This window comes from Cyanobacterium sp. Dongsha4, assembly GCF_036345015.1.
Taxonomy (GTDB): Bacteria; Cyanobacteriota; Cyanobacteriia; order Cyanobacteriales; family Cyanobacteriaceae; genus PCC-10605.
The window spans coordinates 2,517,180-2,542,826 of record NZ_CP084098.1 but is presented as its reverse complement, the minus strand read 5'-3'; the positions used below and the strand labels follow the sequence as shown (position 1 = coordinate 2,542,826).

Sequence of the window (25,647 nt, the reverse complement as noted above, 5' to 3'; positions counted from 1 at the left end):
AAAAATCTTTTCCTATGAATACTTGTTAACTGGGAAATTTCCTCGACGGCATTCGTTGTATTGTAAGCGATTGCCTAAATTATTTAGTATAGTTAATTTGATTTATTTTTAAACCAAGTTGCCCCGAATAATAGTAAACCAGCCAAACCAGAGGCAAGAGTTACAGGTAATATATTGCCCTCGGCTAAACCTGCTCCTATCATCACAAAAGGAAAAATTCCTGGAATTGTACCGAAAACCGTACCAAATAAATAATCTTTTTGGGTAACAGAAGTCAAACCTGCACCATAATTGACTATTCCGTAGGGAATTAAAGGTAAAAGACGAATAGCGAAAATATACCACATTCCTCCTTTTCGTATTTCTTCATCAAGGTTTTGTAGGTAACTACCAAATTTTTGTCTGACCCAATTTTGTCCCAGAAATCTAGCGTAGAGAAAACTTGCTATGGCGGCCACAATAGCTGCGATCGCAGTCCAAAATAAACCCCATTGAAAACCAAAAATTAAACCACCACTAACATTTAAAGGAGTTGAGGGTAAAAGTAAAATCGTAGCGACAATATATAACAATACATAAATTATCGGTGCAAAAATTCCTAGTCTCTTTACCTGCTCATGGAAAATTTCGGGTTGAATCCCTCCCATCCAAACAATACTAACCCCTGTTAAACAGATCAAAATTACCGTTACAACAATTAATTTACCCTTCACTAATCACTCCCGAAAATTATGTATCCAAAAATACAAAATATGCTTAACCTTATCTTTACTATTAATTAGTTTAAAACAACATAATTAGTAAAAATAATACTATGTCAAGACTGGGTAGAAGAAAATTTCTCCTTTACGGATCGGCTACATTAGGAACAAGTTTACTCCTCAAAGCCTGTGCTGATGCTCCTCCTCCTGCTGATGATACCGCTACGGATACCATTACGGAAACTCCTGCCGGTGGTGGAGGGGATACCATTAAAGTGGGAATCTTGCACTCTCTTAGTGGTACGATGGCTATTAGTGAAACCACTGTTGTGGAAGCTGAACAACTTGCGATCGAAGAAATTAACGCCAGTGGCGGAGTTTTAGGAAAGCAAATCGAAGCGATTGTCGAAGATGGTGCATCTGATTGGCCTACCTTTGCGGAAAAAGCAACTAAGCTAATTGATCAAGATGGTGTAGTAACAGTATTTGGCTGTTGGACTTCTGCTAGTCGAAAAGCTGTTTTACCTGTATTTGAGTCCAAAAATCATATGTTATGGTATCCCGTACAATACGAAGGACAAGAATGCTCTAAAAATATCTTCTATACTGGTGCCGCCCCTAACCAACAAATTGAACCTGCGGTGGACTGGTTATTAGAAAATAAAGGCAAGGAATTTTTCCTCGTTGGTTCTGACTATGTATTTCCCAGAACGGCAAACACCATCATTAAAGCCCAATTAGAAGCAAAAGGTGGCACAACCGTAGGAGAGGATTATTTACCCCTCGGCAATACGGAAGTTACTCCCATTATTACTAAGATAAAAGCCGCTCTGCCCAACGGCGGTGTTATTTTTAATAGCTTAAACGGAGATAGTAACGTTGCTTTCTTCAAACAAATTCAAGCCGCAGGTTTAACTCCAGATAAATATCCTGTTATGTCTGTAAGTATTGCCGAAGAAGAGGTTAGACAAATTGGGGTAGAATATCTTAAAGGTCATTACGCCGCATGGAACTATTTCCAAACTGTAGAAAGTCCCGAAAACACCAAATTTGTAGAGGCTTTTCGTGCTAAATATGGTCAAGACAGAGTAACCAATGACCCTATGGAGGCCGCTTATATTATGGTTTATCTCTGGAAACAAGCCGTTGAAGCCGCTGGTACAACTGATTTAGAGCCTGTAAGAAGTGCCGCAATTGGTCAGTCATTACAAGCTCCTGAAGGACTTGTCACCATGCAACCAAATCATCATATTTCTAAAACAGTCAGAATCGGACAGGTAAGAGATGACGGTTTATTTGATATTGTCTTTGCCACAGATGCACCTGTTGACCCAGTACCTTGGAATCAATATGTAGCTGAAACTAAAGGCTTTGCTTGTGACTGGACAGATCCGGCTAAAGGTGGTAAATATAAAATGAGCTAATTCTGACAATAATTCAATCAGAAGCGCGATCTGCGTAGCCGCAACTTCGGTGACCGCAGTTTTTCGTTTCTCCATAAAAAGCAGGAAATTAGGATGGGGGTTGAATTTATTCACCCCTTAAGGTGTTTGGGTGTTCAAAAAATCTTTGTCAGATTTATAAAAATTATTTTTAATTATTTAATTAAAGTTTCAATCATAAATAATGGACACAAAAGTGGATAAAATATCAGTTTTAAGTATTCACATTGATTTTAAGTGGAAAGAAAAATTAATTGATATTGCCCAAAAAAAGAATATATCTTTAGAAAAATTAATTGCTAATATTATCGGCAATTATTTAGGTGAAAGTTTAGAGCATGAAAAATTAGAAAATTTAACCCAAGACTATGAAAAATTAAACCAACGTCTGACTGTATTAGAAGGGAAAAATTTAGAGTTAGAAAAAAATTTAGAGTTAGAAAAAATAGAAGCTAGATTTCGTCTCTTAGAAAAACTGGTGGAAAATCTACAATATCAAATCAACCCTCGTCATATAGAAAAAGGAAATATTACCCATTCTTTTGATGATGAAGATATATATGATGAACCAGACGAAATTCTAACAGATTTTTTAGATTAAATAAAAGAGTCTAACCACGATTCAAAACGGTTGCCCCATGCAGGTAAAGAGTAAACATCTTCTGCCACCTGACGACAATCATAGCGATTAATTTGAGGAAGACGTTGAATGGCAACTGCTAAATCTTCTACACTATCAGGCGTTACTAAAAATCCTGTTTTACCATTGGTAACAATTTCGGCAGGGCCACCTCTAGCATAGCTAATTACAGGAACTCCACAAGCAAGAGCTTCAATGGCAACATTTCCAAAGGCTTCTACCCAACGAGGAGTCATTATCAATCCTAAACAGTCACGCAGTTGTGCTTGTAAATCTTTGGTAGATAAAAACCCTTGATATTTAATTGGGGCTGAGGGATGTTGATTTTGAATGGTTTGCCAGTATTCTTGATCTTGAATTTTACCGAAAATTAGTAAGGGAATGTTTGTGATTTCCGAGGCTTTTACTGCATCTTCTAAGGCTTTTTCTGGGGCTATTCTTCCTAACCATGCTAATTGTTTTTTCGGTTGAGGTTGAAACTGATATAAAGATAAATCGATACCGCTACCTAAGCATTGACATTTATCGGCAAAAGGAAAGGTATCTGCTTGAGATTGAGTGTAAACACCAAATTGATAAGGAAATTGTGTTGCTATTTTTCCCATAATCTGATCTAAACTATCAGAAAGAGAACCCATACTAATAAAATGTGCGATCGCAGTTGAAAAAAAAGGAGTAAGATAAAAAGGAAGCCAATCAAAAGCAAAATTAACAATTACATCGTATTCAGATTGCACCTGATAAGCATAATCAAGCATATTGGCTAAAACCGAATTATCAGGCATAATTACAGGAGTTTGCCGACTTTGAGTTTGGGCAGGAGTATGTAAATTTCCCTCAATTTCCACAATATCAGCATGATCAAAAAAAGATCCTTTTGGAGCTATTACCTTTATAATATGACCACGCCCTTGCATTTCTTGAATCAGATTATAAATAGTTAATTCTACACCGCCACCAATGCCCGAACTTAATGCACCCACAGGAGTAGATAAAATTAAAACTTTTTTCATCATAGACTTAATTATGTTTCCCTCTTCCTAATCTCTTAATCTTTGAATAACAACATTATGAATGTATATCAAAACATAAATAAAACCCATGTTGTGACCATATTCACTCACACGGGCTTATTTGTAAATATTAATAATAACAAAACTGTTTATCTGAAGCCTACGGCAGCCTGCCATACAAAAGCTAATAACAAAAAGAATAAGGGAATAACAGGTAAAACATCCACTAAAGGCTTAAAAATCTCATAAGCCTCTGGTAATTTAGCCAATAACATCATTGCTTCCATGTTAATTAATTGTTCCTTACTAAACTAATTTTTCTAATTGGTAATATATATTATCATCATCGGCGGTCAATGATATACTTTCTTCATTAAATGTAAAGTTTTATTGCCGAACTTTGGTTCAATTAATTTTTTCAATTATCATCATCAAAACTAAATTTTCATGGAAACACCACAATTCAATAATCATTACAATGCCATAATTAACATAGTTTAAGATAAAAAAAGAATTGCTATCCTGAATCTATAAGAATGTCGTGATCTTAATTTAAACTTCATTAAATACTCTCTAAAATTATAGTCTATCATCAATGAATGACTCAGCCAATAAAAATAATCATCTTTTACTTTTTCTGTGTGATGATTGTACGGAAGACACAACCTTTCAACTGACAGAAGGAATATATTTTATTGGCCGTCACTCTAACAATTCTATTCGCCTCAATTCTCCCTCCGTATCTCGACATCATGCGACTTTAATGCGTAAGGATTCAGCCAACGGAGAAAGTATGTATATATTAATAGATGGAGACTTAGAAGGTAAAAGAAGTCAAAATGGAACTTTAGTTAACGGAAAAAAAATCATACATCATTCTCTCCAAGATGGTGATTTAATTGCCTTTGGCAGTAACGAAAATCAAGCGGTTTATAAGCAGGAAGTTTCCGAAAATACAGTCATTTATCCCTCTTGTGATCTAAATTCTAAAAAATCTAAGACCGAACCCCTAACTAACAGTAACTTAGCAAGGGAAAAACTTCAAGACACTCTCATTGTCTCAGAATTAAATCTTAAAAATAGCCTTGAAAATTACGATATACAAAGATTAGCTTCTTTTCCCGAATTATCTCCTAACCCTATTTTAGAATTTGATTTCAGTGGCAATATCATTTATTGTAATCCTTCTGCAAAACTGAACTTTGAAGACTTGCTGAAACAAACACACCAAGATAATCCCCTCATAAAAGGCTTAAAACCAGTCTCACAAGAGCATCATGGTGAATTAATTATCAGAGAAATAGAGATAGAAGATAAGCATTATGAACAGTATATTCATTATTTATCAAAGGAAAATGTGATAAGAAGTTATATTTTTGACATCACAGAGCGAAAAAATTCCGAAGCAAAACTAAAATACCATGCACTACACGATTCTCTTACGGGTATTCCTAATCGAGATTTTTTTTATTGGCAAATAAATAAAAATATTCAAGAAGCAAAAGAAAGCCTACTTTCACAGTTTTTTGCTGTTTTGTTTATTGACATTGATAGATTTAAAAATATTAATGATACATTGAGTCACAGCGTCGGAGATAAATTGCTAGAGTATTTTACTCATAGACTTGTATCTGTGATTCCTTCTGACTATTTTTTAGCCCGTTGGGGTGGAGATGAATTTATTTTAATTACCCCTTTGGAGTTAATCAACCATGAAGATTCGGGAAAAATAACCAAAAAAACTTCTGCTCAAGTGGTAGCTGAAAAAATTATTAATATTTTAAAAGAGCCTTTTTCTATTGAAAAATATACGATTTTTACTACTTGTAGTATTGGAATTGCTATATATCCAGAAGATGGTAATGATGAACAACATTTAATTAAAAATGCTGATATTGCCCTTTATCGTGCAAAACAGATGGGTAGGAATAATTATCAATTTTATACGAACACTCTTAATAAAGAAAAAACTTTATTATTTGAGTTAGAAAATGGTTTATATAATTCCCTTGAAAATAAAGAATTATTTTTAACTTATCAACCTCAACTTAACTTAAAAACCAATACTCTTGAAGGAGTTGAAGTTTTATTGCGTTGGCAACATCCTGTATTGGGTATCGTGTCACCGACTAAGTTTATCCCTTTAGCGGAAGAAACAGGGTTAATTATTTCTATTGGAGAATGGGTTTTAGAAATGGCTTGTCGAGAGGGCAAAAAATGGCTTGATTTGGGTTATCCCCCGATTATGATTGCGGTTAATGTTTCGGGAAAACAGTTTCAACAAGACAATTTTGCTGACAAGGTGAAAGAGATTTTAAGAAAAACACAATTCAATCCTCAGTATCTGGAAATCGAAATTACAGAGAGTATCTTAATGCAGGATAGTGAAAAAACAGAAACAATTATCAAGGAATTATCTAGTTTGGGAGTTAAATTTTCTCTCGATGATTTTGGTACAGGTTATTCTTCTTTAAGTTATTTGAAAAAGTTTCCTTTTAATTTTATTAAAATAGATAAGTCTTTTGTCACAGATTTAGTTACTAATTTTCAAGATCAAGCCTTAGTTTCGGCTATCATTACTTTGGCGAAAGGTTACGATATGAAAGTTGTGGCAGAAGGAGTGGAAGTTGAACAACAAAAAACAATTTTGAAAAATTTTCGGTGCGATTTAATTCAAGGATGGTTAGTTAGTGAGCCTTTGATTAGAGAAGATTTTATGGCTTTTATGACAAGTTATGGGCAAAAGACAATCAATAATTAGGGGTTGGTAAAAAGGGGTTGATAAAAAAAGTGATGTCAGGGAGTTATCCGTCTTTTGTCAGTTTCCGATTTTAACTATTATTAACCTGAGTTTTGGATAAGCTGAAAGCATCCCAACTCGTAGTCAGAAAACCTTATAGCTTCTTAGAAATGACGATAAAATTGCCTTAACCTGAACTAACGTTAAAAATATATTCAACCCCTACCACCCCAAACCCTAAGCCTCTACTTCCTCCTCTCATCCTCTCTTACCATCTGGTCATAATCCTAACACCTGCAACCTGAAACCTGACACCTAACCTTATCGGATATTCTTAAACAGAACTGAGGTTAATATTACGCCATGCTCGTATTAAATTAAAGAAACTTTATCCCTCAAATTAAAGTTGATAGACTACTAGCTTAATGCCTCAAATGCTATTCCTTCCTCAGTGAAATTGTAATCTCCCTCTAAAATACTTTCACGTTCCGCTTCTCCAACAAAGATGTATCCACCTGGTTGAGTTTGAAAACGGTAAATGTCATCGGCTTGTTGAGCGTCAGCACCATAAACATAGAATGCTAAACCTTCTTCAATAAAATTGGTATAGTTTTCTCTAATACTTTGACGCTCTTCCTCTCCTGCATATAAATATGCTCCCACAAAGTCATTATTTCGGAAGCGATAAATAGGATTCAAAAGTTCATTGAATTGTGTTGCAACCTTAAAGGCTTCACCTTCTTCCACAAAATTATATCCCCCTTCTAAAATACTTTCTCTTTCCTCTTCTCCTACATAAATATAAGTTGCATCACCCGTACGGAAACGATACATAGGAGTATTCAAAAGATCCTCTGAAGTATCTTCAAAACTTAAATATCCCTGTTGAAAAATTAAGCCATTTTCACTACTATCAGAGTCGTAAGGACTATTATCATCAATGTTAATAATTACTCCATCTGCAAAATTGTCGTTATCTTCGTCAAATGTCTCTACCGAGATTCCCTGATTATTGTTGACAATAACCCCATCATCAATAATTTTATCTATTTTGTTTGTAATTCCATTGAAAAGAGAAAAATCTACAATAGTTTTTTTCTCACTTTGTAGATAAAATTTAATTTCTGCTTGTCCATTTGTTGTTGTTACCCTGAACTCAAAAGGAATTTTATTTAATGAATTATGTTCATGAAGAGGGTTACTCAATAAATTACTCCAATGACGGATTTGCTCCCCATTAGCATCAACTGTCAATTTGTAGTTATAAGATAAATCCTCTATTTTTGTTGGGAGTTCTTCTTTTGTTTTTTCTTCCGCAATGGAAGAAACTAATAACTCAAATTGTTGTTCACCCGTATAAACGTCGTCATTCGGAATATCAACCGTAATTGTTTGTTCCATTTGATTTGGTTCAAACAAAGCCCTTCCAAAAGTCGGCAAATAACGATTTCCTGCTTTACCATCACGATCTCGTGTAATATATTGAACCCAAAGATAGTTATTCAAATCTCCCGTGCGACGAATAGTAAAGGTGGCTTGTTCATCCACTTCTGATACTTTTGGACTTGAGACAGATAACTGAGTAACTTGTTCTTCAAAGGAATTGAAAGTCTCCCTTGAATAATCGTCATCGACAGTAAGAAAACTGCTAAATTCCGTTGATATGTTAGATTGTTGTTCTAATAGTTCAGAGTTATTTGTTGAGGGAGTATAAATAATGTCTTGAGGTATATTGGTCAATGATACTCCACTTTGAGCAGGATCTGGAACATTATTAATATTAACCAAAATCGTTGCCGCAGACTTATTAGATTTATATTTATAAAAATCTCGACTGTAATGATAAACGGTATCAGGATTACCTTGATTATCGATCACAAGACTAAAATCAGAGCTTAACATTAAAGTATCTTGTTCATCCATTACTACCGTCAAGATATTATTGCTGGATAATTGAGTGACAGTTAAAGAGTTCAATGTCAGTATGTTTGCTCCATAATTCTCTGTAACTAGTATTTCAAAATCTCTTAATCTCAGTCCAGGAGAAAGAGTGGTTAAATCCCAATCCTGATCTTTTGAACCCTCAAACACTAAAACATCATTACCTGCTCCTCCATCTAAGCGACGAAAATAGATATCACTGACGGTAATATAATCATCTCCCATAGCACCATAAGCAACATCAATACCTCCATTAGTATAGATGCGATCGCTTCCTTGATCTCCTACAAAAGTTTCTCCAGTGGGACTGCCAAGCATAATATCATTACCGCTAGTACCAATTTGATTGACAATATTGGTGAAATCAGACCCATAAACCACATAAGTTAAATTATCATCATTACCGGGTGCTCCGATAACCATATCATCAAAACCATCGCCGTTAACATCCTCACCCCCACTAATAGAGATGCCAGACTGACTATTGGGAAGACCAGTAATCACAAATCCCTTATCAGAACTCCCTCCAAACTGATTTGCTATCAACTCGTTTAAATCTATTTTTTCCTGACTATCAGTACCAAAAACCACATACATTATTCCTGTATTTGAATTAGAGTTGACAACACCTTGTGGTTGATTAATTAAAATATCGTCAAATCCATCTCCATTTACATCCCCGATATAAGTTAGTTCATTAGCTAGAGAAGTATCAGGACGTAACTTAGTATTATCAACATTAGATGAGTTGTAAGGATCAATAGCGGAAAAATATCCTATTTGCACGTTGGAAGTTGAACCATTATTTTCAACATCTGGACTTCCCATAACCACAGAAACTTCAGCGCCACTGATTTGAGGGTTTAAAGTTGGTCTGGAACCACTTGTATGAGGACCATAGCGAATGGGAGTTTGCCACTGACCATTAATTAAAGCTGAATAAAGAATACCATTTGTTAAAGAACCAGTCAGACCCTCGCCATTATTAACAACTTTCAAATCTGTCAAATCACTGTCTTTGCCATTATAAGCCCAAGACATATAAAGAGTGCCATTACTAGCAGTCAAAGTAGGACCACTACTACTTGTTCCCCCAACAACATTAGAGCCAAAAGCAAGATTTTTTTGAGCATTACTAAAAAGCTGTGTCACATCTGTGCTTGTATCAGTACTGGCCCAATAAGTGAAATTATCTTTCTCTTTCCAAGCTAAATAAAGTTTGCCATTAAGAGAGACTAGAGATGGAGAAATGCCCGAACTCGATGACAATTGAGTTTTAGTGCTAGCCCAAGAATTAGGATCAGAAGGATTTTTCAAATAACTGATGTTGATACTATTATCACTCCCAAGCCATGCTAGATATAAATTATCTCCAGAAGCAGCAAGACTGACAGGGCCAGATTTTATATTGATTTTACTAGAATTGTCTGTTACGGGTAAACTCCATGTAGTTCCATTCTGTGAAGAAGATATATAAAAATTACTTGTACTTTTTCCTTTAAAACCAAGGTAAAGAAAATCGCTTGTACTAACTAAGCTCGGTCCCGCAGTCGTTTGATATTTATCGCTTAATTTTATACCTGACCATTTATTATTACCATCCTGAGATAAACTAAAAATATAAATACTATTACTGCTGTCTCCCTCAAACGCCATATAACTCTTACCTTTAAAAGAAGCAAGACTAGGCGATGCAGTTGAATTTTGTCCCATATCCAATTTTGGAACTAGCATTTCGTTGGTAATATAATCATAATAATTCCATCTAATTTTATTATCATCATTACTCTTCCAAGCCTGTAACAATGAAGACGAGTCTTTACCCACTATTAAGTCATTGATTCCGTCTCCGTTAAAATCTCCCATAGAAGAAGTATTTGTACTTTTTCCATTTGCCGTACCATAAAAAACATTTCCCGAAGTATTAACAAGTTGATTTTGTGCTTCAGTCAGTTTGCGTGTAGAGTTACCAAATAAAGTTTTAAGTTCGTTAAATCGGATATTAGAAGGACCCAAGGAGGATGAATAATTTGCCGTGTTACCAATACTGGTGGAAGTTTCAGCACCTCTAATAAGTTTTATTAAATCACTATAGCCATCTCCGTCAACATCTCCACCTCCCCGAACCTCTTGTTTATCCAGTGATAAAGGTGTAAAATCTTTTGCCGTAAAACTTCCTTCTTGATTACCCCAATACATAGAATAAGATGTCTGAGAACCGTTACTGATAGGTATTTGTTTGAAAAGAATATCATCATAACCATCTCCGTTTACATCTCCTGTTCTATAAGCATTAACACTAACACTATTTACTTTCCCATTACTAAAATCATAATAGGGAATGCCAATATCTGGAGAAAGTTTTAGGGTATTTAAAGAACTAAGACTAGAATTTCCCAAAATCAGATAGTAAGCAACATCATTACCATTACTATCAGTCACGTTAAGAATGAAATCCATCAGTCCATCACCGTTGAAATCACCCGATATTGGGATTTGGTCTCCAGATAGACCAGAGTCTCCAGTTCCAAAATTCTTAGAAATCACCAGATCATTTTGATTGACAGACAAACTCTGGGAACCTTGTCCAAAAACAATTACAGCGCCTTGTCTTTGACCTCCCGAAAAAACGTCAGCAGCACCATCCCCATTAATGTCTCCCAACATAGTGGAAGTTCTACCATTACCAGCAAGAGGAACAGAATTAACAACATAACTGTTACCATCAATGACAAATCCATTCGTGGAAGAAAGATAGGCTAATTTCAATCCTCCTATATCTGCCAACCAAGGATGACCATAAACCGTAGAAATTTGGTTGCCATAGGGAGTAGAAACAACTAAATCATTAACTTGATCGTCATTAATATCACCAATGCCAGAACCAGAATTGCCTGATAATTGATAAGGAGAAATTCCATTTAGCACAACCGTTTTTTTATCTCCATTTTCTACGGCATTGAGTTCAAAAGTTTTATTGTCAAAAAATTCCCCCGAACCAAAAACTATATGACTTTGACCAGTTCCAAAAATTCCCTGGGGTGTAGTAATCAATAAATCGGCATACCCTTTACTTTGAGAAGGAGGATTAACATCCCCAACCGAGGTAATTACAGTTCCTGTCTGACCATTGGGTAAACCGCCGACAATTGTTAAATCAGCCACGCCATCCAATTTGTTATTTGTAACAACTCCTGCTTTACCACCTTTTAATATATAAACCAAACCATTACCATCGTTGCCAGTGGGAGCAGAAATAGCTAAATCTTTAATACCATCTCCATCCCAATCATCGCTAGTTAAAACACTTCCAGCTAATGAATCATAAGCAGTTCCATTTTTAGACGAAGGTTGATCCGAACCCTGATAAGTAAAAGTGGGATCAGTCATGAAAGTATTATTTACACCACCATTACTCTTGAAAATATAAGTCTTACCTACTTGTGCCGTATCAGTACTGGGGAAACTATCCTGATCATTTGCTCCCTTCGGCAATCCATTATAACCATCCCATAAGTTCGTAATAGTGGCATTAAAACCAGGGGCACCAATAATCACATCATCAGAACTATTACCAGTAAAACTTTTTGAACCCCCATCAACAGCAGTAGAAACAGCTACAGCATAACCGGCCAGTTCTCCCATTTGTTGCGATCGATAAATACTCTTAGCTCTGACTGTTCCCCCATTGAGTCCTGCATCCTTACCGTAAGAAACATAAACATTTCCCTTTTGTTCATTTGCCCCCGGTGCACCAATAATAATGTCTAGTTTACCATCTCCATCAAAATTACCCACATCAACAGAAAAACCGAATAGGAGATAATTTTCTATATCCTCTTGAGGTGCTTGAATTATATATCCTTGGGCATTGCTAGGGATTTTACCATTAGTAAGATCTATGCTTGTTCCTGGTTTAAAATTCTGAGAACCATATATAACATAAACCACTCCCTGTTTATTGTTGACATTAGGCGTAGCAATAATAAAATCATCAAAACCATCTTTATTCAAGTCAGCCATTGTCATAGTCCAAGGAAAATCCCCATAAGAATCGCCATAATCTTCAATTCCCGTAATGGTAAATTCTTTGGCAACAACTCCACTGGCAAATTTTGGATCTGGAGGAGTTAAAGGATTAGGAGGAGCATCTTTGACTTTACCATTATAAATATCCAACTCACCACCTGAACCAGGAAAAAGAACTTGAATAGAACCTTTATTTTTTGGTTGTCCCTTATCATCCACATAACCACGATTGCCGACAATAAGTTGATTGGCAGGGCTTGAGTCATCTAATTTTTGTCCATTAATATTGCCATTAACAATTACTGCACCCACCGCAGGATTAGTTGTATCAATAACAAAACCACTATCAATATTTGCTAAACTATAATCATTGGCCTCCGAAACTGTTGCTACTCCGATTACGGGAGCAGAACCAGGAGACACTGGTTGTCCGTCTGATGTTACCTTTTGGGCTGTACCTGTTATCGAATCAGTTTCTGTTTTCACTGTTATGTTTGCCAGATCAGGAAAAGAAAAACTAGAGCCACCATCAACAGCTAAAATCAATGTTTCCGCATTACTTAACACCTTATGACTAAACTCATTGCCCATTCCAGACGTTAAATTATTTAATAAATTATTACCTTGAATGACCCCTAACTGCCTTCCTGTTGTACCACTACCGACACTCCATACAGAACCATTAGCTTCTATTTGTATCGCTGTTACTGTTAAACCTGAAACTATCCCAAATGATCCTAAATTAATTTCATAAAGGGTGTCTTCATTACCGTCAGGAGAAATACGATCATCAGTTTGATTTTTATTGGAAACTACATCCCATTTTCTAAGATTAGCATCGGCTAAGGTGGTGGGAACTATTTTTAAACTAGGATCAATAGCAAAAGAACTATTTTCCCATTCTCCTTGTTCAGAATCATAGACCAAATAGTAAGTCTGCGGACCAGAAACTACTGGTGTTGTATATTGGGCTTCATATTTGGATCCAATATCGTTTGAGGAAAAGAGTATTTCTTGTATTTGATAACCTGTTAAATCTGGGTCATTCAAGTAATCATCTATAGTTAATTCACTATAACTTAGAACACTATCATAGAAAGCAACTTCATCTAAATATACCGTTTCTTGATTTGTCTCCCCTGCAAGAATAATATTTGTGAAATAATTAGCTGAACCTGTCAAATCCTCATTAAAAATAAGGAAAGAGTCGAAGGTTATTCCCGTTTGAGTTGCAACCGGTTGACCATTTACATATAGGGTTGCTATTTCTTGTTCCCCATCGTAGGTTGCACTAACATAAATCCATTCTTGAGATTTCAATAGTTCATTGTCCAATGATTTTGTCAAAGATATAGGTGTTTCTAAAGACAAATTCAGAGATAGAGTATTACCATTTAAGCTAATACTTGCTAGATTTTTCAAATCCACTAAATTAATAATTCCAGAGGGTGTATTATCGACTTTAAACCAGAAATCTACGGAAAATGAGTTACTGTAAAGAAAAATATCATTGGGGACTGTCATACTTGAACCGGGTTCAAACTTTACTGCCTCATTGGCATCTCCTGTTCCGTCTTCTAAATTCTTTAAGGCTCCATCCTCTTGATATTGAATATTTCCTTCATATACTCCATCGGCATTATCTCCCCATATTCCCTCATTAATAGCAACAGTACCATAAGATTCGGAAAGGCGAAAATAAACCAGAGGTGATTCTGAAGTTGTTAAATTGGAATAGGAAAGAGGTTTTGATTCCGTCCAAAATACTGCTGGTTGTCCATTCAAAGAATTGATACGAAGTTCCGTTAAAGGGTCTGGAGAAGATGCCTCAAATAGCATCTCCGGTTCACTCCATAAAGGTTTACCATTTACATAGTTTAGACTAGACCAATAAATCTCAGCAATATTGTCATCGTCCACATTTAACCATGCTGCCATAATTTGATTGTTTGGTCCTTTACCCAGAGTTACACTTCCATCAGAACCATCAGTCTGAGCAATTGGTGCGGCAATGCTTCTGTTTCCTTGACTATCATAAATAGCAAAATAAACATCCGAGTTAACTAAGTTGTTTGTAATACTATCTTGTGCGTCTTCATCGGTATAATATTCCCCTGCAATTAAATTGGAGTTATCAATTCCATCATTTTCTGAATGGATCCAAGCTATGACGTTATTTTTTGTTGCATCATCATATATAACTGTCGGGTCAAAGTTTAAACCACTAGAGCCTAAAATACTTTCTGCACTGCTTAGAAAATTATTTCCTACTGGACCAAAACCGTATTTTAAAACTGTTGTCGGTTCGGGTGGTGCAGTTATAACTGATTGAGTAAAAGGGGTAACAAAAATGTTATTATTTGCTTTTGCTTTTAGGGTATTTCCTTGATATGTTACCGTTACCACATCCCCAGCACCAATCAGGGGTATATCTTCTTGTTCATTATCTTGACTGGGTACAGCTTTTAAGATGAGAGTATTTCTACCATCAACATTGGTATTATCAACAACATCAAATTTGACTCCATTGCTTTCTACCAGAAATTCTGAATTATTTGCAGTTGTGACATCTTGGTCAAAAACAAGGGTGATCAAGTTGAAAAATTCTTGATTATTGTTGCTATAGCCGATCATAGAGGCGGCACCTATAATATTAGGACTATCATTAATGCCTGAACCCACTTCAACGGGGAATTGAAAAAAGTCATCTATCCATAACTTCGTATTAGTTGAATCGCTGAAGTGATAGTTGTTGTTGATGTTAGTTTTATCCTGTTCATAACTAACTTTGATTTGAGAAGGTTGTAGGGGAACTTCTTGTAAAGTAATGACTAAAGAATTTCCTTTGATTTCTACATTGTTGGAGTATTGATAATTCGTTGTACCATCACTGACCGTAAATTTTGGATTTGGAGGAACATCCTGATTTTGAGTTTTATTATCAATTGGATCTGCAAAAGTGAGGGTTACTTCTCGTCCTCTGATAAAAGCCGCAATAGGGGTAATCAGAGGAACTTCGGATATCCAAGCGGCTAAAATGCTATTGAGGGAAGTTTGAGCTAGTACAGGAGTCCCTTCCAGTCCATAATCGAAATTGATTTGGCTGGAAAAGGCAGTTGTGTCTATAGCAGGGGGAACAGATGCGGACACTTGGGAATCTATTTTCAAACTCTGAGTGCCTGTACCATAAGTTATTGTGGTTTCTGTATTCGCAGGAATGCTGTCGTTGAGATATAAAATTGTGGTGTTTCCCTGTTGTTCGATGTTTGTTACCAAATAGTTTGTTCCGTCTGCCAAGACAGTTACGTTGCTCTGAGTTAGAGACGGATTTAGGGAAGTTGAGGGGTTGAGATCGTCTATGATAATAACAGACTGAGACACTTGGGCATTTAAACCGTTATTAATCTCGAAAGAAGAAATAACTTCACCTTTCACGGTATCGCCATTTTCGTCAATAAAATCAGGTTGTTTTAATTGTTGATCGGTGGCGGACTGATTATTGTATTTTACGGTGACATCTTGAAGATCTGTGTTTTTAGTGAATGAATCAAATAGCAAAGTAACTTGATTTTCTTTTACTAAAACTCCTTGAATACTACCAGTAATGGGGTTACCCGTAGAACGCAAAGTGACGGAGAACTGGCTAGGGTTTGGAACATTATTAGTGTCCAGAGGCACTGTAAAATCTAATTTAAGGGTGGGATAATTATAATTTTCGTCTGTACCACTGGTAGGTCGATAAGAATAACTGTTAGTAATAGGGGTATTGTTTTCTACTTCGACATTAACAAAAGAAGGGATGGTATTACCCTGAATATCTTTTACTTGTTCTTGGTTGTTAAAGTCCACTCTAATTTGGTCGGAAGTGGGAGTTGGGTCATCAGAAGTTGTGTAATCATAATTAAGAGAGGGAGAGATTTCCTGTTCTAACTGCAATACTATTTGGGTTTTTGTTTTTCCAGGGACAACGTTAAAAACAGGAATTACGGTGAAATCATTACTATCCTCTGCGGAAATGTCAAAAACTTTGACTGTAAAATCATCCGCTTCTGGAAGGGTTGCATATTCTTGCTTTAAGTCAATGGTTAGTAAGGAACCTTCTACGGAAGCAGGAAGATTATCGTTACCATTAATTGTTGTTTTGGGAAGACTTTCTGTGACATTACTATCAATCATAGTCCATTTAAAGCTCGGTTTGATTCCGAACCCGACTTTTAATGGTCCAAATAACTTCAAGGTGGCAGACAGAGGAAAAGCTAAGTTAAAGACACTAGGATCTTTGGGAGTTAGTCCCCAGCCAAAGCTCATATCAACTCCGCCTTTTAGAATGACAGCGGGGAAAGGCAGACCTTGAACTTGACCTGTGCTGGTAGGTTTAGGACTGGGAGGACTTAGTGTCCCAGTTATGGAAGTGCTGATGATGGGGAAAGTAACTACACCTGAATCAAGATCTAAACCTGAAGCAAAACCGTTGATAAATCCTGCCATCGTTGCTGCAACAGTTGTTCCTAATAGCCCGACATAAGCAATACTTCCTGCTTTTGCTCCCTTTAAAACTAAACCCGTGATGACTCCTCCTGCCACAGCTGTACCAGTTCCTGCACCAATAGAAAATAAACCTGGATATAGATTTTTTGGGTAATAATTGCCTGAGTTATCTGTTGGTACATATTTAAGACTGGTATTAAAACCTAAACTGCCTGAAAATTTTATATCCCCCCAACCATAAGTTTGTTCTCTAGTTACAATGGGAATATTCACAAGTCCTACGGTAATACCAAAACTATTGGTTATGGATTTGAGGTTAAAAGGATCTTGAGAAGCATATTTATAATTAGTTCCTAAATTAACAGTTACTGTAACTTTGTTCTGTTTTTTCTGGCTAACTACCAAACCTCCTGCACCTTGTAAAAAAAATTCTTCGTCGTTTGTATTTATAATGCTAAAAGAATCAGGATCTCGGTAGTCTTCCCAAGGATAATTAAATTCATCACCTACTTTTTTCCCGTAGCTTCCCGATGCACTTAAGTCTAAACTTAAATCACCAACGGCAGCGTCCTGTCCAAAAGAACTTAAAGTGAGTTGGTTACTACCTTTGATAGCACCAGAGATAGTAACATCCTTAAAAAATCCTTCTGTAAGACCCTGAAGGATTACATTATCAGGAACAGCATTATAAAGACCCCAATCTTTAATATCTGATGAACTGAATTCTAAAGAGACATTCCAGCTAGTACCTAAACCTTGATAAGCCTCACTGTCAGAGTTGCTTTTATCTTCCTCGTCAGTGGGGGGTAAATCTACTGTTAAATCTGGTTGTACTGCTCTACTATCGGAAGTTTTTAAATAAGGACTTGTATAGGTTGGGAATAAGTCGCTTGTAACAGAGAATTGCTGTATATATAGATCTGAGTCTTCTGTTATTCCTAGGTTGTCGGCATTTTCAGTATTTATTTTTGATTCTACAACTAAGATCCCCTTACTAGCGGTATCTGGTCTAAAAAGAATCTCTGAGTCAAGATCAGCGACATGATCTGAGGTTAAAGGTTGAGGTGTGTTTAACCATTGGAGTTCCCCATCAGTGACGTATCTTCCACTTGTGTAGTAAATATCAGAATCATTGTCTTCTCCTTGTTGCCAAGTTATTACTAAGCCATGGGAAGAACTATCTCCACTTTTGACAAGACTATCAGCAACTAAATTGAGATTTGTGACTTTTCCAGAGCCAATATAAGCGATGCTTTCACCTTCAACCCACTTCTGTGCATTCTCATCATAAACAGCGTGCCAGAGAAATCCATTATCAACCCAAACAATATGAGTTTTACCAGAAAAAGAATCCACTGCGATTGCAGAAAGCCCGGAAGAGAGGTCGATCGCCATACATTTATATTTGACTCTAAAGTTACTAATTAAAAGCTATTACATAATAACTCAAGAAATAAAAAGCTATTTATGTATCTTAATATTCGATGAAATAGGCAAATAACACCGAATTAGATCATTCGGGGTTCCTGAATTAAGGTATAGGCTTTCTTAGTGTTAGGGAGAAAAGGGTTAAAAGTTCGGAGTTATTAATTATCAGCTATTTTATTTACCTTTGCCCTTTTCGCCATCACTAATAGATAAAATAGATAGAAATTTATCCCGAACTCAGGTTAGTGAAAGATCAAAAAGTTTATATCACTCATTGCCTATAAATCGATTAAGATAAATGATATATACATTTACTTAACTGATTAAATGGATAGTTGCGTAGATTTAAAATTATTTAACCTTCCTGCAAAACAAGGTAGATGGTTATTAATTCCTGTGGGGATAATCGTTTTGCTTTGTTTGGGCAGTGTTTACTCTTGGAGTATTTTTCGCAAACCTCTGGAAACAGAATTAAATATAACTGCGACGGAAAGTTTATTGCCTTACACGATCGGCTTATTGTCTTATTCAATTTTAATGCCCATTACTGGTTTTTTTATTACTAGAATTGGCACAAGAATTATGACCGCCATAGGAGGGTTAATAGTTGGTATAGGCTATATTTTGGCTAGTTTTGCTCCTAATATTACTTTAATGACTCTTAGTTATGGTGTAATAGCTGGTGCGGGGGTGGGTATTGCCTATGGTGTGCCGATGGCTGTGGTAGCGAAATGGTTTCCTGATAAAAAAGGTTTGGCGGTAGGTTTAACAATCATTGGCTTTGGACTTTCTCCACTTATTAGTGCACCTTTATCTAATCAATTAATTATCTCTTATGGAGTTAACTCAACCTTAAGAATTTTAGGGATTACTTTTATTCTCATTATTTCCACAATGGCGATCGCACTTAAGTTACCACCTTCCCATTGGAATCTCTCTTTTTCCTCTACGTCTGTAAATAATGCTTCTGTTATGGTTAACTACACTCCCATGTTAAAAACTACTTCTTTTTATGGATTATGGTTTTGTTATGCCATTGGTGCATTAGTGGGTTTGAGTGCCATTGGAATTTCTAGCCCTGTGGGGGAAGAAATTATCCAGATTGATTCTAATTTTGCCGCTCGGAGTGTTTCTCTATTTGCTTTATTTAATGGCATTAGTCGCCCTTTATTTGGATGGTTAACAGATCGTTTTTCCCCTCGTCAAGTTGCGATCGCATCTTTTACTATAATAATTATAGCTTGTACCCTTATGATTTCCGCTCAAGCAGGAGATATTACGACTTATTTAATTGCCTTTTGCCTATTTTGGTTTTGCTTAGGAGGATGGTTAGCCATGGCACCAACAATGACACTCCGATTTTTTAATCCTGATAACTATGCTCAAAACTATGGTATTGTTTTTACCGCTTATGGTATGGGTGCATTGATTGGCACAGTATTTGTCGGACAAATGCGAGATTTGTTTGGCAGTTATACTTATGGCTTTTATATTATGGGTTTCTTAGGAATTATTGGTATTTTCATCGCCCAATTTGCCCTCAAAAGTCCCCCTAGCTCAAAAGATTACAGCGAGTAATAGAGGTTTGGAAGATTGGAGGAGAAGCGAGTTAGGGGTATTGTGTTAGAGGATTAGAAGAAACTAATTCTTAAAGTGCTGAAGTTAATAATTACTAATGGTTTATTACCTTTGCCCCTTGCCCTTTGCCCTTTTAACTTTGCCCCTTGCCCTTTTCGCCATCACTTATAGATGAAAATTTATCCCGAAATAGAGTCAATTATCAAAAATAACTAAATTATCTCGATGAATAACAGTGTCAGGGGTTTGATAACCTAGAATCTGGGAAATATTGGCTGATTTTTGCCCTTTGACTAAATCTAAATCATCATAACTATAATTAACAATACCCTTGCCGATAATCTCTCCCTGAGAATTGATTAGGTCAACAGCATCAGAAACGCTAAAATTGCCTTCTATAGTAGTAATTCCAGCCGCCAGTAAAGATTTTCCTTGTTTACAAAGAGCATTAACTGCCCCATTATCTAAATGAATTCTACCAGTGGAAACCAAGCCATTCGCTATCCAACGTTTACGGGCATTTTCTGTTTTTGGTTGAGCCGTAAATTTTGTTCCGATCGCCTCTCCTGCTATAATTTTGCTAATATTATAGGGTGTTTTTCCGTTAGTGATAACCGTTGTTACTCCAGCACTAGAAGCAATTTTTGCCGCCCTTAACTTTGTAATCATACCACCAGTACCCCAACCACTACCTCCTTCACTAACATTTATTTCCAGTTGGGCAAATTCGTCACTATTAACTAGATCAATGGGAACAGCAGAGGGTACAATACGAGGGTCTGCCGAATAAAGTTTGTCCACATCCGTTAATAAAAACAACCAATCCGCTTCTACTAAACTCGCTACTAATGCGGAAAGGGTGTCATTATCACCGAATTTCAATTCATCCGTAGCAACAGTATCATTTTCATTGACGATGGGAATTACTCCTAACTCAAATAAAGCATTGAAGGTATTATTTGCATTCACATAAGAGTTTCTATCCATTAAATCCCTTCTAGTTAAGAGAATTTGGGCGATGGGTTGTCCGAGATTACTAAATAAATCATCATAAACTCTTATTAGTCTTCCTTGTCCAACGGCTGCGATCGCTTGTTTTATGTTAATATTACGGGGGCGTTCAGTCAAACAAAGTCTCCCACAGCCTACTCCTACAGCTCCAGAAGAAACGAGAATAACCCGATTACCTTGTTGACGTAAATTTGTGAGAGTTTCCACTAAACTAGCAATAGTTGAAAGGGCTAAATTACCTGTTTCCAGTCTGGTTAAGCTAGAAGTGCCAATTTTGACAACTATAGTTTTGGACATAGAAAAATTAAAATTATGAACAATGAATAAATATAGCAATCCTATCTGAGTTGTGTAATTTATGTTGTGGTCAAAGGCAAGAGCAAACGTTCACACAAACAAGATTAATGGTATCTTTGAGTTTTCTTCTAATAACTAATCAACTAGAAATTACTTAGGAATTTTACACATGATTATTACTTAAATTTTTCTGCTATGTTAATCTCTAAAATGCGTTATTCTACCTAGCAACTGATATTTAGTAGAGAGCATAAAATTATTTATCTACTGTGTGGATATAGAGTATGGCGGGAGGCGGAATTGAACCGCCGACACGAGGATTTTCAGTCCTCTGCTCTACCAACTGAGCTATCCTGCCGTTTTTGGTCACTTCTATATTCTAACGATTAGTTTTTGTTTTGGCAAGTTTTTTTTGTGGTTTTCTGATAAATTTCTCCACATTATTTTACGGATGTTACGCACTATCCACCTTAATTTCTCATTTGACTGCGTAACGTCAGTTATTTTATTTATTTAGAGTTTCCTCTAAGTTTAAAACTTGTTGTACTTCCTCTGCTTGTTCGTTTCTCCATAATTTACTTAGCCAGTGAATAAAGTTATCCACATAACAAAAAATTACAGGGACAACGATTAATGTTAAAAGAGTGGAAGTTGTAAAACCACCAATAACAGCGATCGCCATTGGACTTCTGACTTCTCCATCTGCTCCCCAAGCTAAGGCGATAGGTAACATTCCTGCAATAGTTGAAATAGAGGTCATAACAATGGGGCGTAATCGAGAAACGCCTGCATAAATAACAGCATCTCGTTGAGATTTTCCTTCTTTCATCCCTGAGAGGGCAAAATCCACTAATAAAATAGCGTTTTTAGTCACTAAACCTAATAACAAGACAATCCCAATTAGGGCAAATAAGGCTAATTCTTTTTGAGTGATTAACAATCCTAATAATGCACCACCAATGGAAAGGGGGAGAGCGGCAAGAATTGCAAAGGGATAAAGAAAATTACCATAGAGTAAGACTAAAATGGCATAAATACAGCTAATGGCTAAAAATACCGCACTCAGGAAACGGGTAAATACATCTCTCATAATTTCTGCATCTCCTGCGGGTTCTTCTGATACTTCAGAAGGCAGAGGATTCATAATAGGTAAGGCTTTCACAGCGTCTAGGGCATCACCGAGGGAAATACCTTGTAAATTCGCTCCTAATTCTACTTGTCTTTGTCGGTTGTAGCGTTGAATCTCTGCAGGGCCTGTGGCTAAACGAATGGAAGCAACGCTATCTAAGGTGACTAATGAGCCATCGTTGGTAGGTACTTTTAAGTTTTTGATGGTTTCTATGTTTTGACGATATTCCGGATTAATTTGCACTCTTATGGGAATTTGCCGATCGCGCAGATTGAATTTTGCTAAATTAGAATCATTATCGCCAATGGTAGCTAAAGAAGCTGTACGAGCGATCGCATTTACAGAAACTCCTAAATCTCCTGCTTTTGCTAAGTCTGGTTGAATTATTATTTCTGGTTTAACTAAACTAGCACTGGAAGATACTTCCACTAATCCGGGGATAGACTGCATTTGTTTTTCCAATTCTTGGGCAGTTTCGGTCAAAATTTGCCCATCATCGCTTTTTAAGACAATAGTAAGGTCTTTACTTCCGCCCCCTGCCCCTTGAGAGCGAAAAGTAACTCTTGCTCCCGGTATATGTTTAAATATAGGACGCATCTGTGATTGAAAGTCCTGTAAACTAACATCCCGATCTTCTTTAGGTAATAAGTTGACGTATAATAAAGCATTACTGACATCATTTTCGCCAATATTTGCTAAAACATTTTCTACTGCACTTTGACTTGTTAACTTGTTAGTAACATCAAAGACTATTCTTTCTGTGTTTTCTAAACTTGCTCCCGGAGGTAATTCTACCTCTACTAAGCTCAAACCTTGATCTGGTTCAGTAAATAAACCTTTAGGAATGTAAGGGATTAACTGTAAACTACCTATGAAGAAGATGAAGGCAATTAAAAGGGTTGAAATTTTATTACGCAACGCCCATTTCAACAGGCCACGATAAGGATGCCATTTTCCTGAAGGGTTTATATCATGATGATTGTATCGTTTGTGAACAGGTTTAGATTTAAGCAAATAGGCACTTAACATGGGAGTCATGGTAGTTGCCACAAGGGTAGAAAACATAGTTGCAACCGCTACTGTTACCCCAAAAGGTTGGAAAAATTGCCCCGGCACTCCCCCCATAAAGGCAACGGGTAAAAATACTGCCACGATAGTTGCTGTGGTAGCCACTACCGCCAAACCGATTTCCCTTGCCGCATCCATTGCCGCTTGATAGGGCTTTTTGCCCATGTTTAAATGTTGGTCAATATTTTCAATCATACAGATAGCGTCATCAACTAAATTACCCATAGCCAAAGCTAAAGCTAGTAATGTCATACCGTTGAGGGTGTAATCAAGCACTTGCATCACCAAAAAGGTGGGAATGATAGATAATGGTAGGGCTAAACCTGTAATTAAAGTTGCTCGAATATCCCGCAGAAAAATACCGACACTAATTACCGTTAAAATTGAACCAATAATTAAAGAGCCAATAGTACCTTCATAAGAATTTCTGATGGCGGTGGCACGGGTGAAAATTAGTTCTATGTTGATGTCATCAGGAAGATTTTGTTTAATTTGCTCTAGTTTTTTTTCGACACTATCGGCGACGGTGACAAGATTGCTTCCTGTACTGCGTAAAATAGAAAAACCTACTACAGCCTCGTTATCCAAATAAGCTGATTGACGGGCTTCGGCAAAACCATCTCTAATTTCTCCTAAATTTTTTAAGGGTATGGTATCACCGTTACTGAGAATAATGGGATAATTCGCTAAACTTCTGACGGTTTGGGCGCTGCCAATGGTACGAATATTTTGTTCTCCTTCTCCTAGATTCGATCGCCCCCCAGATAAGTTAAGATTTAGATTGCGTACTTGTTCATTTACTTCTGTGGCAGTGATATTATAAGCCTGTAAACGGCTAGGATTTAAGTCGATTCTAACTTCTCTATCTTTGCCTCCAATTCTGTTTACCTGTGCTACTCCATCAACGTTTGCCAAATCCCTAGCAATACGACGATCTACTAAATCGGTTAATTCATCCACACTTCTTTTTTCTGAAGATACTACATAAGTTGCGATCGCACCTCCAGCAAACTCTAATTTTTGGACAATGGGTTCGTTTATATCTGCGGGTAAATCCTGACGAATTTGAGCAATAGCATTACGTACATCATTAGTAGCTTGATTTGCATCCGCTTCTAGTTCAAAATTAATAGTAGTAACCGAACGCCCATCATTAACCGTTGAAGAAATACTATCGATAAGATTGACGCTAGACACTGCATCTTCTACCTTTTGCGTTACTTGAAATTCTAGCTCTTCAGGCCCCGCCCCCCTTTGGGTTATGGTAACTTGAACTACAGGCACATCAACATTAGGTTGATCATTTATTCCTAGTTGAAAAAAAGAAAAAAGACCAAAAATACTAAAGAAAAGGAATAAAACTAGGACGGAAACAGGATTTTTAACAGACCAAGTAGAAAGGTGAAATGACATAGACTTATAATTTAGGCTATATGGATGCAGTCGCTTTTAGTGTTAATTTTTGTAAACAAACCTAGGGAAATTATAACAAAGTAAATATCGTTTCTTCTTTCGTAACCAATTTGAAATAATTTTTTATTAACATTTTATTTTTATCTTCAATAAACAGTGCTAGGTTTAAATTAGAAACCTTTTTCCGGTGATTTTTATGTCTGAGTCACAATCCTTTTTCAAGTCCACTAGCTATGATTTTGAACAAGAAGTATTAGCTCGTTTCCGTGTTCTCGTTGAAATATTACCGAGTGAATGTGAAGTGCATAGGGAAACTTGGGATTCTCGCACCGTGATTTGTCTCGATTTTCAGAATTGCCCTTACTCATTGGAAATCGTTAAAGAAAACGTCTCTATTTTATTGGATGTGATGGAAAGATTTGGATTAGCAAAATCAATTATTTTTCGAGACGGAAATCATTTAAGGGCTTGGCGAAATTTGATTAAAAACTAATTTTTTATTAAATACTAAATTAGTGTAAAATAACAAACTCAATATCGTCTTCTCATGAGGCGATTTTTTTATGTTTTGGCAGTTAATCTTAAAATGGGTAAAACTTACTAGAAAACTATTATTTTTTTCTTAAAAAACTATTATTGCTTTGTATTTATCCTGATCTGTAATTGACAAACTTATAATAAGAGATCAAAAATAAAATATTCAATTGTTGCTAAATTAATAAAAATCAA

General features: G+C 36.3%; 11 protein-coding genes and 1 tRNA gene. 5 read left to right on the top strand and 7 right to left on the bottom strand.

From position 1 onward, the window contains the following. Positions 1 to 92 precede the first annotated feature (92 nt). Entirely contained in the window at positions 93 to 713 is a 621-nt protein-coding gene (locus Dongsha4_RS11095) for a TVP38/TMEM64 family protein (protein WP_330202453.1), read from the bottom strand. Between the two features lie 101 nt (positions 714 to 814). On the opposite strand from Dongsha4_RS11095, the gene urtA reads away from it, so the two are divergent. Next, complete coding sequence (gene urtA / locus Dongsha4_RS11090) at positions 815 to 2,125, top strand: urea ABC transporter substrate-binding protein (protein WP_330202452.1); 1,311 nt, start codon at positions 815 to 817, stop codon at positions 2,123 to 2,125. 202 nt (positions 2,126 to 2,327) lie between these two features. Beyond that, positions 2,328 to 2,744: a hypothetical protein gene (locus tag Dongsha4_RS11085; protein ID WP_330202451.1), complete on the top strand. Its 417-nt coding sequence runs from the start codon at positions 2,328 to 2,330 to the stop codon at positions 2,742 to 2,744. On the opposite strand, the gene Dongsha4_RS11080 is transcribed toward Dongsha4_RS11085, so the two are convergent. Next, positions 2,741 to 3,796, bottom strand: a complete 1,056-nt coding sequence (locus Dongsha4_RS11080) for a glycosyltransferase family 4 protein (RefSeq protein ID WP_330205425.1) — start codon at positions 3,794 to 3,796, stop codon at positions 2,741 to 2,743. The genes Dongsha4_RS11085 and Dongsha4_RS11080 overlap by 4 nt on opposite strands. Positions 3,797 to 3,945: 149 nt before the next feature. Beyond that, on the bottom strand, positions 3,946 to 4,083 hold the full coding sequence (locus tag Dongsha4_RS11075) for a photosystem II reaction center protein K (RefSeq protein ID WP_330202450.1): 138 nt from the start codon (positions 4,081 to 4,083) through the stop codon (positions 3,946 to 3,948). A 308-nt stretch (positions 4,084 to 4,391) separates the two neighbouring features. On the opposite strand from Dongsha4_RS11075, the gene Dongsha4_RS11070 reads away from it, so the two are divergent. After that, a complete protein-coding gene (locus Dongsha4_RS11070; protein WP_330202449.1) occupies positions 4,392 to 6,557 on the top strand; it encodes an EAL domain-containing protein in 2,166 nt (721 codons plus the stop codon). A gap of 396 nt (positions 6,558 to 6,953) precedes the next feature. Here Dongsha4_RS11070 and Dongsha4_RS11065 read toward each other — a convergent pair whose 3' ends face one another. Beyond that, on the bottom strand, positions 6,954 to 18,389 hold the full coding sequence (locus Dongsha4_RS11065; protein WP_330202448.1) for a Calx-beta domain-containing protein: 11,436 nt from the start codon (positions 18,387 to 18,389) through the stop codon (positions 6,954 to 6,956). 360 nt (positions 18,390 to 18,749) lie between these two features. Between Dongsha4_RS11065 and Dongsha4_RS11060 the strand changes: the two genes are divergently transcribed. Next, on the top strand, positions 18,750 to 20,000 hold the full coding sequence (locus Dongsha4_RS11060; RefSeq protein WP_330202447.1) for an L-lactate MFS transporter: 1,251 nt from the start codon (positions 18,750 to 18,752) through the stop codon (positions 19,998 to 20,000). Positions 20,001 to 20,195: 195 nt separating this feature from the next. On the opposite strand, the gene proB is transcribed toward Dongsha4_RS11060, so the two are convergent. The 3 genes from proB to Dongsha4_RS11045 form a co-directional block, all read right to left on the bottom strand. Beyond that, a complete protein-coding gene (gene proB / locus Dongsha4_RS11055; protein ID WP_330202446.1) occupies positions 20,196 to 21,308 on the bottom strand; it encodes a glutamate 5-kinase in 1,113 nt (370 codons plus the stop codon). 285 nt (positions 21,309 to 21,593) lie between these two features. After that, positions 21,594 to 21,666, bottom strand: a tRNA-Phe gene (locus Dongsha4_RS11050). A 147-nt stretch (positions 21,667 to 21,813) separates the two neighbouring features. After that, entirely contained in the window at positions 21,814 to 24,918 is a 3,105-nt protein-coding gene (locus Dongsha4_RS11045) for an efflux RND transporter permease subunit (RefSeq protein WP_330202445.1), read from the bottom strand. A gap of 196 nt (positions 24,919 to 25,114) precedes the next feature. Here Dongsha4_RS11045 and Dongsha4_RS11040 point away from each other — a divergent pair, with 196 nt between their 5' ends. Next, positions 25,115 to 25,411, top strand: a complete 297-nt coding sequence (locus Dongsha4_RS11040; protein ID WP_155084180.1) for a hypothetical protein — start codon at positions 25,115 to 25,117, stop codon at positions 25,409 to 25,411. Positions 25,412 to 25,647 lie beyond the last annotated feature (236 nt).